At 68.1% G+C, this 13385-nt stretch carries 17 protein-coding genes; 8 read left to right on the plus strand and 9 right to left on the minus strand.

What is annotated here, in order from left to right; all coding sequences use genetic code 11:
- The first annotated feature begins 8 nt into the window (after positions 1-8).
- The 3 genes from R5H32_RS14675 (at position 9) to R5H32_RS14685 (ending at position 2664) form a co-directional block, all read left to right on the plus strand.
- Positions 9-1007 carry a type II secretion system F family protein gene (locus tag R5H32_RS14675; protein ID WP_318339435.1) on the plus strand — a complete coding sequence of 333 codons (999 nt, stop codon included), beginning with the start codon at positions 9-11 and terminating at the stop codon, positions 1005-1007.
- Between the two features lie 291 nt (positions 1008-1298).
- Positions 1299-2162, plus strand: coding sequence for a helix-turn-helix transcriptional regulator (locus tag R5H32_RS14680; protein ID WP_318339436.1), 864 nt, complete (start codon positions 1299-1301; stop codon positions 2160-2162).
- Positions 2163-2175: 13 nt separating this feature from the next.
- Positions 2176-2664, plus strand: coding sequence for a prepilin peptidase (locus tag R5H32_RS14685; protein ID WP_318339437.1), 489 nt, complete (start codon positions 2176-2178; stop codon positions 2662-2664).
- 22 nt (positions 2665-2686) lie between these two features.
- Here the strand turns inward: R5H32_RS14685 and R5H32_RS14690 are convergent, their stop codons facing one another.
- The 4 genes from R5H32_RS14690 to R5H32_RS14705 are packed head-to-tail and all read right to left on the minus strand — an operon-like array spanning position 2687 to position 5799.
- Positions 2687-3466, minus strand: a complete 780-nt coding sequence (locus R5H32_RS14690) for an ABC transporter permease (protein WP_318339438.1) — start codon at positions 3464-3466, stop codon at positions 2687-2689.
- Positions 3463-4188 carry an ABC transporter permease subunit gene (locus R5H32_RS14695; protein ID WP_318339439.1) on the minus strand — a complete coding sequence of 242 codons (726 nt, stop codon included), beginning with the start codon at positions 4186-4188 and terminating at the stop codon, positions 3463-3465. The genes R5H32_RS14690 and R5H32_RS14695 overlap by 4 nt, the downstream gene beginning before the upstream one ends.
- Positions 4189-4197: 9 nt before the next feature.
- A complete protein-coding gene (locus R5H32_RS14700) occupies positions 4198-4971 on the minus strand; it encodes a transporter substrate-binding domain-containing protein (protein ID WP_318339440.1) in 774 nt (257 codons plus the stop codon).
- A 30-nt stretch (positions 4972-5001) separates the two neighbouring features.
- Positions 5002-5799 carry an ABC transporter ATP-binding protein gene (locus tag R5H32_RS14705; RefSeq protein WP_412099028.1) on the minus strand — a complete coding sequence of 266 codons (798 nt, stop codon included), beginning with the start codon at positions 5797-5799 and terminating at the stop codon, positions 5002-5004.
- 142 nt (positions 5800-5941) lie between these two features.
- Between R5H32_RS14705 and R5H32_RS14710 the strand changes: the two genes are divergently transcribed.
- From R5H32_RS14710 to R5H32_RS14720, 3 genes are all read left to right on the plus strand, one after another.
- Positions 5942-6724, plus strand: a complete 783-nt coding sequence (locus R5H32_RS14710; protein ID WP_318339442.1) for a dimethylarginine dimethylaminohydrolase family protein — start codon at positions 5942-5944, stop codon at positions 6722-6724.
- 121 nt (positions 6725-6845) lie between these two features.
- Positions 6846-7151, plus strand: coding sequence for a hypothetical protein (locus tag R5H32_RS14715; RefSeq protein ID WP_318339443.1), 306 nt, complete (start codon positions 6846-6848; stop codon positions 7149-7151).
- A gap of 110 nt (positions 7152-7261) precedes the next feature.
- Positions 7262-8236, plus strand: a complete 975-nt coding sequence (locus R5H32_RS14720; RefSeq protein ID WP_318339444.1) for a zinc-dependent alcohol dehydrogenase family protein — start codon at positions 7262-7264, stop codon at positions 8234-8236.
- Between the two features lie 15 nt (positions 8237-8251).
- On the opposite strand, the gene R5H32_RS14725 is transcribed toward R5H32_RS14720, so the two are convergent.
- The 3 genes from R5H32_RS14725 to R5H32_RS14735 all read right to left on the minus strand — a co-directional run bounded on the left by R5H32_RS14725 (position 8252) and on the right by R5H32_RS14735 (position 10385).
- Entirely contained in the window at positions 8252-9244 is a 993-nt protein-coding gene (locus tag R5H32_RS14725; RefSeq protein ID WP_318339445.1) for a DUF4105 domain-containing protein, read from the minus strand.
- A 61-nt stretch (positions 9245-9305) separates the two neighbouring features.
- Positions 9306-9584: a YiaA/YiaB family inner membrane protein gene (locus R5H32_RS14730; RefSeq protein WP_318339446.1), complete on the minus strand. Its 279-nt coding sequence runs from the start codon at positions 9582-9584 to the stop codon at positions 9306-9308.
- A gap of 123 nt (positions 9585-9707) precedes the next feature.
- Positions 9708-10385 (minus strand): PspA/IM30 family protein, encoded by a 678-nt coding sequence (locus R5H32_RS14735; protein ID WP_318339447.1) that lies wholly within the window; start codon positions 10383-10385, stop codon positions 9708-9710.
- 104 nt (positions 10386-10489) lie between these two features.
- Here R5H32_RS14735 and R5H32_RS14740 point away from each other — a divergent pair, with 104 nt between their 5' ends.
- Both R5H32_RS14740 and R5H32_RS14745 read left to right on the plus strand, forming a co-directional pair.
- A complete protein-coding gene (locus tag R5H32_RS14740) occupies positions 10490-11107 on the plus strand; it encodes a TetR-like C-terminal domain-containing protein (protein ID WP_318339448.1) in 618 nt (205 codons plus the stop codon).
- 68 nt (positions 11108-11175) lie between these two features.
- Positions 11176-11946: a FadR/GntR family transcriptional regulator gene (locus R5H32_RS14745; RefSeq protein WP_318339449.1), complete on the plus strand. Its 771-nt coding sequence runs from the start codon at positions 11176-11178 to the stop codon at positions 11944-11946.
- A 6-nt stretch (positions 11947-11952) separates the two neighbouring features.
- Here R5H32_RS14745 and R5H32_RS14750 read toward each other — a convergent pair whose 3' ends face one another.
- Together R5H32_RS14750 and R5H32_RS14755 are read right to left on the minus strand one after the other, a co-directional pair.
- Positions 11953-12711: an SDR family oxidoreductase gene (locus tag R5H32_RS14750; protein ID WP_318339450.1), complete on the minus strand. Its 759-nt coding sequence runs from the start codon at positions 12709-12711 to the stop codon at positions 11953-11955.
- Positions 12712-12829: 118 nt separating this feature from the next.
- Positions 12830-13384, minus strand: coding sequence for a F0F1 ATP synthase subunit B (locus R5H32_RS14755; RefSeq protein WP_318339451.1), 555 nt, complete (start codon positions 13382-13384; stop codon positions 12830-12832).
- Position 13385 lies beyond the last annotated feature (1 nt).

The raw sequence follows: 13385 nt of genomic DNA on the forward strand, positions 1-13385 counted from the left end.
AGGCCAGAATGTTTGACACTGTGCAAAATCTTGTGAGCAACGCCGGTATCACCCTGCCGACCCTCATCATCCTTGGCGTCGGCATCGGCGTGATGCTGATCGTCGTCGGCCTGTCCGGCGGCACGTCCGGCAAGGACCCGGTTCTGCGCCGCATTGAGGAACAGGGGCGCCGGCGACCGGAGACCGCCGACAACGGCATCCTGCGCCAGTCGAGCGCGGATCCGACCGGGCTGATGAAGACCCTGATCCCCGTGGACCGCAAGGAACGCGGCGCGGTCGAGCGCCAGCTTGCCCTCGCCGGGTTCATGGGGCCGCATTCGGTGCGCAACTTCTACCTCATGCGCCTCAGCCTCGGCATCTTGTTGCCCGGCCTGCTTCTCATGGCGATCTGGACCGCGCGCACCGGCGCGCTGGCCTTGCCGAGCGTGCTCGAAGCCGCGATGGCAAGCTGGAGTCCGGCGCGCGTTCTCGTCGTCCTCGCCATCTTCGTCGGCATGGGGTTCTTCGGTCCCGCGCTCTGGCTGAAGGATCGCGCCAACGAACGCCGCCGCGCCATCGAGGAGAGCTTTCCAAACGCGCTCGACCTCGTCCAGATCTCGGTCGAGGCCGGGCTCGGCTTCGACGCGGCCATGATCCGTGTCGGCAACGAGCTTGAGACCACCGCGCCCGAGATCGCGCAAGAGTTCCTGACAGCACAGCGCGAGATCCAGGCGGGCCGCGCCCGCGACCGGGCTCTGCTCGACATGGCCGAGCGCACGGGCGTGGACGAGGTGAACTCCTTCGCCAACGTGGTGCTGCAATCCATGCAGTTCGGAAGCAGCATCTCCGAGACGCTGATGACCTATGCCGACGAAATGCGCCGCAACCGCGAGATGCGCGCGCAGGAGATGGCCAACCAGCTGCCGGTCAAGATGTCGGCCATCATGGCCTCGATGATGCTGCCGGCCCTGCTCCTGCTGTCGCTCGGCCCGGTTGCGATCCGCTACATGCGCGTGATGATGGAGTGATTCTCCGGCGCGGGCGGCATAGGATTGCCGCCCGCGTCAATGCAGCAACAATTCCCAAAATCGGTACGTAATTATTCCCAAAACCCCCGAGAAATTCCCCTCAGGGTTGCATTCGTTAACGATAACAGCCGAATATGCGGCGGAACGTTGACAGGAGCGCGCACCCGCTGTCAGCATCACATCGAAGGCGCAATGTTTTGAAACGCTGCATTTAATTCCAGTCTTGGATTTTAAGGGCTACGCCTTCATTGACCGCGGATAAGGCGGCCGTATGAGTGTGTTGGAGGTGTTATGTTTAATCGTTCCGCTAGAATTGGTGACGCCACCGCGTCGCACCCCCCCACGGTTCAAACGGACGTCGTCGACGCAATCGCCGACTGGTGCGAGGCGCTTCATGGCAACCTGCCGCTCCACGAGGCCTTTGCGCATTTCGCGATCGGTCTTGGCGCCGAGGCCGGGATGCTCGTCCGCACCCATGTAAGCGACTTCCGCCCGGTTCGGGTTGCGACCTGGGACCGCCGCGCGGACAACACGATCGCTCCGCTCCGGACCTCCTTCGCGGACAGCTGCTTCGGGCCGGCGATGGCGCGGCCGAAGGTCGCCTCGATCTGGCTCGCATCGGATCACGACGACGATCCGAGCCACCGCCCCGATCCGGCGCTGGAATCCTGGCAGGAACGCCGGAGCCTTTCGGAGTTTGCCGTGCTCGCACTGACCGGAGGCGGGGTCATCCGCGATCATATCGAGCTGCATTTCCAGACCCCGCTTTCCCCCGAAAAGCTGGCGACGCTGAACTCGGTCCTGCCGCCGATGGCGCGGACCTGGGCCAGCCGCCAGGTCGGTCTGGTGACCCGCTCGATGGCCAATCATCGCCCCGGCACGGAGCTGCCCCGCCCCAGCCGGGCCAAGCCCGCTCTGCTCGGGCCCGCGAATCCGGCCGGGCTCAGCCGGGCCGAGTTCCGGGTCTGCATCCTCCTTGCGCGGGGGCTCTCGGTGGTCGGCGTCGCGAGCGAACTGGCGGTGTCGGACTCCACCGTCCGCTCGCATCTGCGCAATGTCTACGCCAAGACCGAGACCTCGAACCTCGCCGAGCTGGTCTACAACCTTGTGACCTCTGCGGCGGAGCCGGTGCCTTCGGATCCGCGCTGCGCATGATGGAGGCGCGACCATGCCGACAGCCCTGATCCCGCTCGTCCTTGTCGCGCCGCTTCTCGTCTGGATGGCCTATGGCGACCTGCGGTTCCTGCGGATCCCGAACCTGCTCTGCATCGCGATGGTCGCGGTCTTCGCCGTCGCCGTGCTGGTCGCGCCACCGCCCGATCTCGTCGCGCGGCTGGTCGTCGCCGGCGCGATCTTCGGCCTCGGCTTCGTGACCTTCTGCCTCGGTCTCTTCGGCGGCGGCGACGTCAAGGCGCTTTCCGCGCTCATGCTCTTCGTTCCGGCCGCCACCCTGCCGCTCTTCTGCATGGTCTTCTCGGCCTCGATGATGATCGGCATCGCCTTCGTCCTCGGGCTGCGCGCGATCCCGGCCACCGGGGCGCTCGACTGGGCCTCGATGGAGCGGAGCCGGAAGTTCCCGATGGGCGTGTCGATCGCGATGGCGGGCATGGCCCATCCTTTCGCGGTGATCTGGCTCGTTCCGGAACTGCCGATCTGACGGCGTCGGCCATGAGCCGCGCTCAGTGCCCCTTCACCGGCACCCGCGCCTCCAGCTTCCGGAATCCCAGCGCAAGCAGCCCCGCGATCACCAGATAGACGACGGCGAGCAGCAGGAGCGGTTCGTAGACGATGAAAGTGTCCTGCCTGACGCGCGAGGCGACCGCGTAGATCTCCACGATGGCAATGGTGGCGACGAGCGGCGTCGCCTTGAGCTGCAGCACCGTCTCGCCGCCGAGCGTGGGCAGCGCCGTCTGGATCGCCTGCGGCAGCCAGATCCGGCGGAACATCGTGAAGCGCGGCATGCCGAAGGCCTGCGCCGCCTCGATCTGGCCCCGCGCGACGCTGGCGAAAGCGCCGCGCATCACCTCGCCCTCGTAGCCCGCATAGGACAGGGTGAGCGCGAGCACGGCATAGGGCCAGGCTTGCCGCAGATAGGGCCAGAGCTCGCTTTCGCGGATCCAGGGGTACTGCGGGAAGAGCGAGCCGAGCCCGTAGTAGAGCAGCCAGATCTGCAGCAGGAGTGGCGTGCCGCGGATCACCGTGCAGAAGACCCGCGCGGGCGCCGCGAGATACCACGGTCCGACCGCCTGGGCGAGACCGAGCGGAATCGCGAGGAGAAACCCGAGAACCGAGGTCACGGCCAGCAGCCAGATCGTGCGCCAGATGCCCTCGAGCGCGAGCGGCGCGTATTTCGGGATCCAGTCCCACCGCAGCGTGAAGGCGCACCACAGGACGAGCAGGGCGAAAAGCCCGAGCATGACGATCCGGTGCGGCAAGAGCCAGGCGCGCAGCGCGGTCATGTCCCGGACTTCCGAAGCGAGGGCTGGCCGCGGCGGGCCCAGGTCTCGATCCGCGCGAAGACACTGCCCGAGAGAAGCGTGACCATCAGGTAAAGCGCCCCGGCGGCGAGGAAGAAGGTGAAATAGGCGCGGGTGCTGCTCGCGGCCTGCCGGGTCTCCTGGGTGAGTTCGTTGAAACCGACGACGGCGAGAAGCGCGGTGTCCTTGGTCGCGATCAGCCAGAGATTGGCGAGGCCGGGAATGGCGAAGGACATCATCGCCGGGATCGTCACCCGGCGCAGCATCAGCAGGGGCGGCATGCCGTAGGCGCGGGCGGCCTCCATCTGGCCGGAGGGCACCGCCTTGATCGCACCGCGCAGGATCTCGGTCGCATAGGCGCCCTGCACGATGCCGAGCACCCAGATTCCGGCTGCGACGCCGCTGATCTCGACCCGCCCGTAGCCCATCGCCTCGGAGGCCTTGTTGATCAGGTCGGTGCCGACATAGTAGAGGATCAGGATCAGAACGAGCTCCGGCACCGCCCGCACGACGGTCGTGTAGACCGCGAGCAGGTCGCGCAGCACCGGCCCGCCGTAGAGTTTCCCGCAGGCGCCCCCGAGCCCGATCAGAAGACCGAACCCGAAGGCGCCAAACGCGATCTCCAGCGAGTGGAGAAGGCCGCGCAGGAGGTTCCCCCCCCAACCCGGGGGGGAAAGCGACAGAAGTTCGATGACCTGGTCCACGGGCGCGACTTAGCTGCCGTAGATGCTGGACGAGAAGTATTTCTTCGTGATCTCGTCATAGGCGCCGTTTTCGCGGATCGCGGCGATGCCCTTGTTGATCTGCTCGCGCAGCGCGTCGTCGCCCTTGCGCACGCCGGCGCCGACGCCGAGCCCGAGGATCGCGGTATCGTTTTCCACCGCGCCCTTGACCTCGCAGCAGGATCCCGCCTCGGAAGCCACGAACTCGTCCATCGCGATCGAGTCGGCCTGCGCCGCGTCGATGCGACCGGCGGCGAGGTCCTGGTTGATCTCATCCTGGGTCTGGTAGACCCGGATCTCGCCGGCATCGGCGAAATGCGTCTGCGCATAGGTCTGGTGGACCGTCGAACCCTGCACCCCGAGGATCTTGCCGGCGAGCCCCTCGGCCGTTGGCGCGATGTCGGCGGCCTTGTCGGCGACGATCACCGTCGGCGTGTCATAGTACTTGTCGGAGAAGTCGATGGTCTGCATCCGCTCCTCGGTGATCGACATCGAGGCCATGATCGCGTCGATCTGCTTGCCGGTCAGCGACGGAATGATCCCGTCCCAGGCCACCGGCGTGATCACGCAGTCCATCTCGGCCGCGGCGCAGACCGCATTGATGATCTCGATCTCCCAGCCGATCCAGTTGCCCGAGGCGTCGAGCGACGAGAACGGCGGATAGGGTTCGGCGGCGATGCCGATCTTGACCTCTTCGGCCACGGCCCCGCCCGCCATCATCGCCAGCGCCAGGACACCGGCCGAAAGTTTCGTCTTCATCGTCATGTGATAGTCTCCCCGTTGGTTGCTCCGTCTTCAGTTGACGGATTTCAGAAACTGCTTGAGCCGCTCGGACCGCGGCGCGCCGAACACTTCGTCCGGCGGTCCTTCCTCCTCGATCCGGCCATTCGCCAGATAGATCACGTGGCTCGCGACCTCGCGGGCGAACTTCATCTCATGCGTCACGAGAAGCATCGTCCGCCCTTCGGCGGCAAGGTCGCGGATAACCGTCAGCACCTCGCCCACCAGCTCGGGATCGAGCGCGCTCGTCGGCTCGTCGAAGAGCATCGCGCTCGGGTCGATCGCGAGCGCGCGGGCGATCGCGGCGCGCTGCTGCTGGCCGCCCGAGAGGAAGGCCGGATAGGTCGCCGCCTTGTCGGCGAGCCCGACCCGTTCGAGCAGCGCCATCGCGCGATCGGTGGCTTCCGCCTTCGGCACGCCGAGCACATGGACCGGCACTTCGATGACGTTCTCCAGAAGCGTGCGGTGGGTCCAGAGGTTGAAGGCCTGGAACACCATGCCCAGCCGCGAGCGGACACGTTCGATCTGCTTGCGGCTCGCCGGCGTGCCGTCGGCCTTCATCGCGATCTCCTCGCCGCCGATCACGATCCGGCCCGAGGTCGGCGTCTCGAGGAAGTTGATGCAGCGCAGGCAGGTCGACTTGCCCGAGCCCGATCCGCCGATGATCGCGACCACGTCGCCACGGTGCGCGGTGAGGGAGACGCCCTTCAGAACTTCGAGCCGGCCGAAGGACTTGTGCAGGTTCTCGACCCGAATGGCCTCGTCCGCCGTCGCGGTCTCGCGCGCGACAGCATCGGCCGCGGTCAGGTCCATCATGCAGAATCTCCCCGAAACTCCCCCCACAGTAAGGGTCAGACTTCGAAATTATGCAAGCGTATAGTTTCAGCCTTTCCTTGCCGGTGGATCCATGCCTATCTGGGCGCCACGAACCGACCGGCCGGAGGAGACCGCCCCGATGACTGACCGCTCCTACGAGTTCACCCGCGCGATCACCCGGCGCCCGGGGCAAAGCATCACCCGCGGCCTGCGCGCGGTGGATACCGGGGCGCCGGATCTCGACCTGATGCTCGCGCATCACGCCGATTATGTCGCGACCCTGCGCGAGACCGGCGCGACGGTGATCGAGCTGCCGCCGCTCGAGGACTTCCCCGACGCGGTCTTCGTCGAGGACACGGCACTCTGTCTGCCCGAGGGCACGGTGCTGATGCGCCCCGGCGCGCCGTCGCGGCTCGGCGAGGTCGCCCACATGGCGCCGGTCCTGCGCGACCTCTATGCCGATGTGCGCGCGATCGAGGGGCCCGGTTTCATCGAGGGCGGCGACATCCTCACCACCGGCCGCGAGATCCTGGTCGGCCGCTCCGCGCGGACCGACGCGGCGGGGGTCGCGGAACTCGCCGCGATCCTGAAGGACTGGGGCCTGACCCTGCGCGAGGTCGCGACCCCGCCCGGTGTGCTGCATTTCAAGACCGACTGCTCGCTGCTCGACGGCGAGACGGTTCTGTCCACCGAAAGGCTCGCGGCGAGCGGCTGCTTCGAGGGCTACAGGGTGATCCTCACCGCGGACGGAGAGGAGGCGGCGGCGAACGCGATCCGCTTCAACCGTTTCGTACTGATGGCGGCCGGCTTCCCCGCCACTGCCGAGCGGCTCCGCAAGGCGGGCTACGAGGTCCGCGAGATCGGCAATTCCGAATGCGCCAAGCTCGACGGCGGCATGTCCTGCCTGTCGCTGCGCTTCTGACCGGCCGGGCCGGCAGCGGCGGCATGTGGCCGGGGGACGCCCCCCGGCGCGGCGCGGATTTGAGTCGCGCGCGAATCCTGCTAGATTGCGCCGCACGAGCGGACCTATCGAGGAGGTTCACATGCATCCCGATCTTCGCGTGCAGCGCCGGGTGCTCGTCGCGTCCTACACACGATACATGGTTGCGGACCGCGAATGGACCGTGGCCACTCAGGAAGCCCGGTCGTGGTTTCCCGCCGGAAAGCGTCCGGCCTCACCTCTGCTCGGTGATCCCGGATCCCGGGTGCGGCGGCTCTACGAGGCGCGCGAGCGGGCGCTCCAACGGCTTCTGCTGGCGCGCGAAAAGCTGGAGCGCGCCCGCCTTCGGCTGGCCGAACGGCGCCGCCGGGATGCCGAGGGCACCAGGATCTACCTGCTGACCTGCTAGGGCGTCGCCCGCCACAGCCCCCGGAACGCATTGCCCGGCCAAAGGATTTGCCGGACAATTCGCCACGTCACCCGATCCGGGCAAGCGGAAAGGCCGAACACATGCGGGCAATGGTATTCGACGGACAGGCGCCGCGCCTCAGCCTCAGGGATGTGCCGAAGCCCGTACCTGGCGCGGATCAGGTCCTGATCCGGGTCGAGGCCTGCGGCGTCTGCCGCACCGATCTGCATGTCGTGGACGGCGACCTGAAGCACCCCGCGCTGCCGCTCATTCCGGGCCATGAGATCGTCGGCCGGGTCGAGCGCACCGGCAACGCCGTGGCGGGGCTCCGGCCCGGCCAGCGCGTCGGCGTGCCCTGGCTCGGCCATACCTGCGGACACTGCGACTTCTGCGCCTCGGCGCGGGAGAACCTCTGCGACGCGCCGGGCTTCACCGGCTACACGCTCGACGGCGGCTACGCCGAATACTGCGTCGCGGACGCAAGGTTCGTGTTCCCCCTGCCCGACGAGGCCGAGGCCGCCGCCCTCGCGCCCCTGCTCTGCGCCGGCCTCATCGGCTACCGCAGCCTGAAGCTCGCCGGCGATGTCTCGCGCCTCGCGATCTATGGCTTCGGCGCGGCCGCGCATATCCTCTGCCAGATCGCGCGGCACCGGGGGATCGAGGTCCATGCCTTCACCCGCGACGGCGACATCGCGGCCCAGGACTTCGCCCGCAGCCTCGGCGCCGTCTGGGCCGGCGGCTCCTCGGACACAGCTCCCGTGGCGTTCGACGCCGCCATTATCTTCGCGCCGGTCGGCGTCCTCGTCCCCGTCGCGCTGAAAGCCGTCCGCAAGGGCGGGCGCGTGGTCTGCGGCGGCATCCACATGAGCGACATTCCCGGTTTTCCCTACGCCGATCTCTGGCAAGAGCGGTCGATCCTCTCGGTCGCCAACCTGACCCGCGCGGACGGCGAGGAGTTCTTCCCCCTCGCCGCACGGGCCGGCGTGAGGACCGAGGTCGTCACCTACCCGCTTGAAAGCGCGAACGAGGCCCTGGACGATCTTCGGACCGGGCGGTTGCAGGGCGCGGCGGTGCTGACGCCGTGACCGCGTGATCCCGGATCAGTTCCCGCCCGGACGCATGAGGCGTATGGCCGCGGAGAAATCGGCACCCGCCTCAACGACCCGCGCGCGCGGCGTGATCAGGGCGGCACGCCGCCGCGCCTCCATCGACCCCTCGCCGCCGAGGACGCCGAGCGACTCGACATAGTCCGGCAGATGCCCCGACATCACCAGCCGCCAGTCCATCGGAAGGTCAGGCGTTATCGTCTGGGCAAGCTGGTAGACCACGGTCGTGCAATTCGCCGTCAGCGTGTTGTAGAAGGCAGGCTCGCGCTCCAGCCGTTGGGCCAGCGCGACATAGGACATGAACAACGTGCGGCGTTGCGCGGCGTCGAGTTCGATCGGATAGAGGCTCACCTGCTCGCCGCGATGGTTCGTGCGCAGCTTGACGATGTCCTCCTCCGTCGCGGCGATCAGCACCAGCTCGAACTGGCGGAAGAAGCCGCCGATCTCGTTGAACGTCTCGCCCGCCTCGCGCCGGATCTCGACCGAGAACACCACATGCTCTCCGTCCTCGAAGCCGAAGCTCACGAGAAGATGGGCGATGTCCGGGCTGTCCCAGACCGAGGTCAGCATGTCCACGCTCTGCAGCCGGTCAAGATCGTAGGACGCGGTCGTCCAGCGTTCCTTCGCCTCGCTCGCGCTGACCCAGTCGAAATCGCGCAGGTCTCGGAGCGTAACGGTATCGCCCGCCACCTCGGCCCGCACGCCGTGACGGACGTCGAAATCCCAGTCGCGGTCCTGACGCGGGGTGATCGTCTGGTACCAGCCGCCGACGCCGAGCGCCGCCAGCGCGAGGACCGCCCAGCCGGCGCGCCGCGAGCGGATCCGCGCCAGCCCCGCGGCGATCAATGCCCCGAGAAGCGCGCCCCAGCCAGCCAGGCGGGCGATCCCGTCGAGCTGGACCGAGACCGCCGTCGCCGCCCAGGCAGCGCCCAGCAGGGCGACCACCGCAAAGACCGAAACGCCGAAGATGCGAAACGTCCGTTTCATGCCGCCTGCTCCCTATCGGACATGGCGGGGCCTGGCTCCAGACCCCGCCGTTCCTCCACGCTCAGACCCGGTCGCTCGAGGCTTCGGCCAGAAGCCGCTCGGTGCGCGCATCCTCGAGCTTGTTGTAGATGCGGTCCGATTCCTCCTTGTCGCGCAGCGCCTTGGTGATCGAGGCCGTCGAATAGACCAGCATCAGCGCCGCCATCGCGTAATAGCCCTTGGCGGAAAAGCTCGCCTCGGGCGAGTAGATGCCGCCTGCCATCATCACGACGGCAACGCCGAAGTTGAAATAGGTGAAGACGTTCCAGGCATTGGAAACCTTGGGGGCGTAATTGATCATTTGAACCTCCTGAGAATTTGTCGGCGTCACGCCTTTGTGGTGAATCCGCCCCGGCGCAAGCGCGCCGGAACAGGGACGTTTTCATGCGGACGCTCTACTGCGGCCGCGCGGCCGCGATCCGGCTCAGTTCACCCGGCCGCGGAGCCGTTCGAGCACCGCCGCCGCGTCCGGGCGCAGCGGCGCGCCGCATCCCGCCGCCGCAAGACGCGCGCTGGTGGCCTCGGCGCTGGTGCCGGCAGAAAGCTCGGCCACCGCGGCCGCCGCCGCCTCGGCATGGGCCTGCCGCTCCTGCAGCCGGTCCAGCGTCGCCTCGGCCTCCTTCAGGCTCGCGAGAACACCCTGCGGGACCGTGCCGCGCAGCTTTTGCGACTTCGCCGTCGCATCGGCGAGCTGGAGCCCGCGCTGCAGGGTCCGGAGCCGCCCCTCGGCCAGCCCCACCTCCTCGCGCAGCCGCGCGATCTCGGCGCCGTAGGTCTCGATCGCCCGCTCAGTGGTGGTGCGTTCGGCCTCGAGCTGGGCGATCGCCGCGGCCGCCTCGGTCGCGAGATCCTCGCGGTCCATCCTGAGCGCCGCAATGGCGCGGCCCTCGAGGTCGTCGAGCTGCTGCGCGATGCGGGCGGCGGCCTTCTTCTCGCGCTCGCAATAGGCCATCACCACAGAGACCGACCGCCGCGCGCTTTCCAGCCCCTGCGCCGCGTCGCGCAGCTGCTGGCGCAGGATCGTGACCGCATTGGTGTCGGCCACCGCCTGCGCGGCGTCGTGGCCGTGGCCTCGGATCAGGGTCGTCAGCGTCTTGAACATCTTCGCCTCCCCAGTTATGAACCTTGTTCACAAACTTTATGCCCGAGCCGTGAACGCCGTTCAAGATTTTTCTGAACACCGTTCACGAAACAGTGAGGTGCCGCATGGGAAACAAACGCGAAGCCAGACGCACCGATCTGCAGAACCGCCTGATCGCCGCCGCGGAAGCGCAGATCGCCGAAACCGGGCTCGCCGGCGTGAAGGCGCGCGAGGTCACGGCAAGGGCCGGCTGCGCGCTCGGCGCGCTCTACACCGCCTTCGACGATGTGGACATGCTGGTCCTCCATGTCAATTCGCGCACGCTGGCCCGGCTCGGCGAGGCGCTCAAGACCGCCCGCGCGACCTGCGACGGCACGCCCGAGGAGGTGCTGCAGGCGCTCGCCGCCGAATATGTCCGCTTCGCGCGCGACAACCGCAGGCTCTGGTCCGCGCTCTTCGAACACCGCCTGCCGGAAGGGGTCGAGCCACCGACCTGGCACAAGCGCGACCACGCCGTGCTGATCGAGGAGATCATCGCCCCGCTCGGCGCGCTGCGGCCCGATCTCTCCTCCAAGATGCTGCTGATGCGCGCGCGCACCACCTTCGCCGCGGTCCACGGCGTGGTGCAGCTGTCATTGCAGGGCCGGTTCGTCGGCGTGCCGCCCGACAGCCTCGCCGCAGAGGTCACGGCCCTCGTCGACGCGATGGTGCGCGGCGCGCATCTCGCGCGGCCGGGGGCCTGACGCGCGGGCCTTTCCGATTGCGATCCTCCGTCTTTGGTCATACCTTTTGACCAATCGCAGGAGATGCCATGCCCTTCCGCAAGGTCGAGCCCGAGAAGCTGTCGCAGTCCGTCGTCCGCCAGATCGAGCGGCTGATCCTGCAGGGCATCCTGCGCCCCGGCGAACGCCTGCCGGCCGAGCGCGAGCTCTCCGAGCGGCTCGGCGTCTCCCGCCCGTCCCTGCGCGAGGCGGTGGCGGAATTGCAGGAAGCCGGCCTCCTCACCGCCCGCGCCGGGTCCGGTATCTTCGTTGCCGAGGTGCTGGGCTCGGCCTTCTCGCCGGCGCTGATCAAGCTCTTCGAGAGCCATGAGGAGGCGGTCTTCGACTATCTCGACTTCCGCCGCGACCTCGAAGGACTCGCCGCCGAACGCGCGGCCCGGCTCGGCTCCGACACCGACCTGCAGGTCGTCGACGCGATCCTGCGCAAGATGGAAGCCGCCCATCTCAAGCGCGACCCCGCCGACGAGGCGCGGCTCGACGCAGAGTTCCACATGGCGATCATCGAGGCGAGCCACAACGTCGTCATGCTGCACATGATGCGCTCGATGTTCGACCTCTTGCGCCAGGGCGTCTTCTACAACCGTCAGGTCATGTTCCGGCAACGCATGACCCGCGACGCCCTCCTCGACCAGCACCGCGCGATCAACGCGGGCCTTCAGGCGCGCGACCCCGAGGCCGCCCGCGCCGCCGTCGAGGCGCATCTGAGCTACGTCCGCCGAGCGCTCGAAGACGACCTCAAGGCGAACCGCAACGAGGCCGTGGCGCGGCTCCGCTACGAGCACGAGCAGGCGCGGCGCTGACCGCCCTCAGGGGCAGGTGTAGCCGCCGGTGACGTCCATCGCCGCGCCGGTGACGTAAGACGCCGCGTCCGACAGGAACCACAGCACCGGCTCCGCCATCTCCTCGACGCTGCAACTGCGGCCCATCGGCACGCGGATCAGGAACTCGTCGGCCCAGCCGGGATGATCCTTCATGTACTCTTCGTTCATCTCGGTGCGGGTGAAGCCCGGCCGCACGCAGTTGACGCGGATGCCCTCGCCCGCAAGCTCCTTCGCGAGCCCCATCGTGAAGGTCTCGATCGCGCCCTTGGTCACCGCGTAGTCGAGATAGGCGCCCGGCGCGCCGTGCTTCGCTGCCGCCGAGGAGATGTTGACGATCGCCCCGCCCGGTCCGCCGTTGCGCGTCGTCATCCGCCGCACCGCCTCCTTGGCGCAGTAGAACGGGCCGAGCACGTTGACATCGAAGATCCGCCGCGTCTTCGCGACGTCGAGATCCTCCACCCGTCCGGTGCTGCCCATGATCCCGGCATTGTTCACCAGCGCCGTCACCGGGCCGAGCCGCTCGTCGACGGCGGCAAACATCGCGGCGACCTCGCCGGCATCGCCGACATCGGCGCGCTGCGCGAAGGCCGTGCCCCCCGCGCGCCGCACCTCCTCCACAACCGCCTCTGCACGGTCGCGGTTCGCGACGTAGTTCACGCAAACCGCCATTCCCCGCCGCGCGCCACCCCGGCAGATCGCGGCGCCAATTCCCCGACTGCCTCCGGTCACCACGAGTACCGACATCGCTTCCTCCCTAGCTGGATGAGGAAGTCTAACACGGCGCGGCACACCTCTGGCGTCGCCCGGAAACGAAAAAACCCGGCGCGGGGCCGGGTTCCTTCACATCTTTCGGCTCCAAGCCTCAGTGCAGCTTGGCCTCGACCTCGCCGATCGCGTCCTCGATCAGCTTGCCGCGCTCGGCCGCCGTCATCTGCTTGGCGATCATCTCGCCCGCCGCCGCGACCGCGATCGTCACGGCGCGATCACGCACCGCGCGCACCGCGCCGGCCTCGGCCGAGGCGATCTGGTCCTCGGCCGCCGCCAGCCGGCGGGCGATCGAGGCCTTGAGGTCGGCCTTGGCCTGCTCGGCCGCGGCCATCGCCTCGCGCTTCGCGGTCTCGACGATCCGCTCGGCCTGGTCCTGCACTTCCTTCTGCTTGCGCTCGTAGGAGGCAAGGATCGAACGGGCCTCGTCATGCAGAGCCCGCGCCTCGTCGAGGTCGGACTTGATGCCGGCCGCACGCTTGTCCAGAAGCCCGCCGAGCAGCGCCGGCACCTTGAAGTAGACCAGCACGCCGACGAACAGCAGGAACGAGAGCGTCACCACGAAATCGGTGTTCCGGAGCGAGAAGAAAGGCCCCGTCGCCGCCAGGGCGGGCGTCGCGGCCAGGCTCAGGAAGATTGCGAGTGTCCTCATG

It is taken from the genome of Defluviimonas sp. D31 (genome assembly GCF_033436765.1).
In the GTDB taxonomy this organism is placed as follows: Bacteria; Pseudomonadota; Alphaproteobacteria; order Rhodobacterales; family Rhodobacteraceae; genus Albidovulum.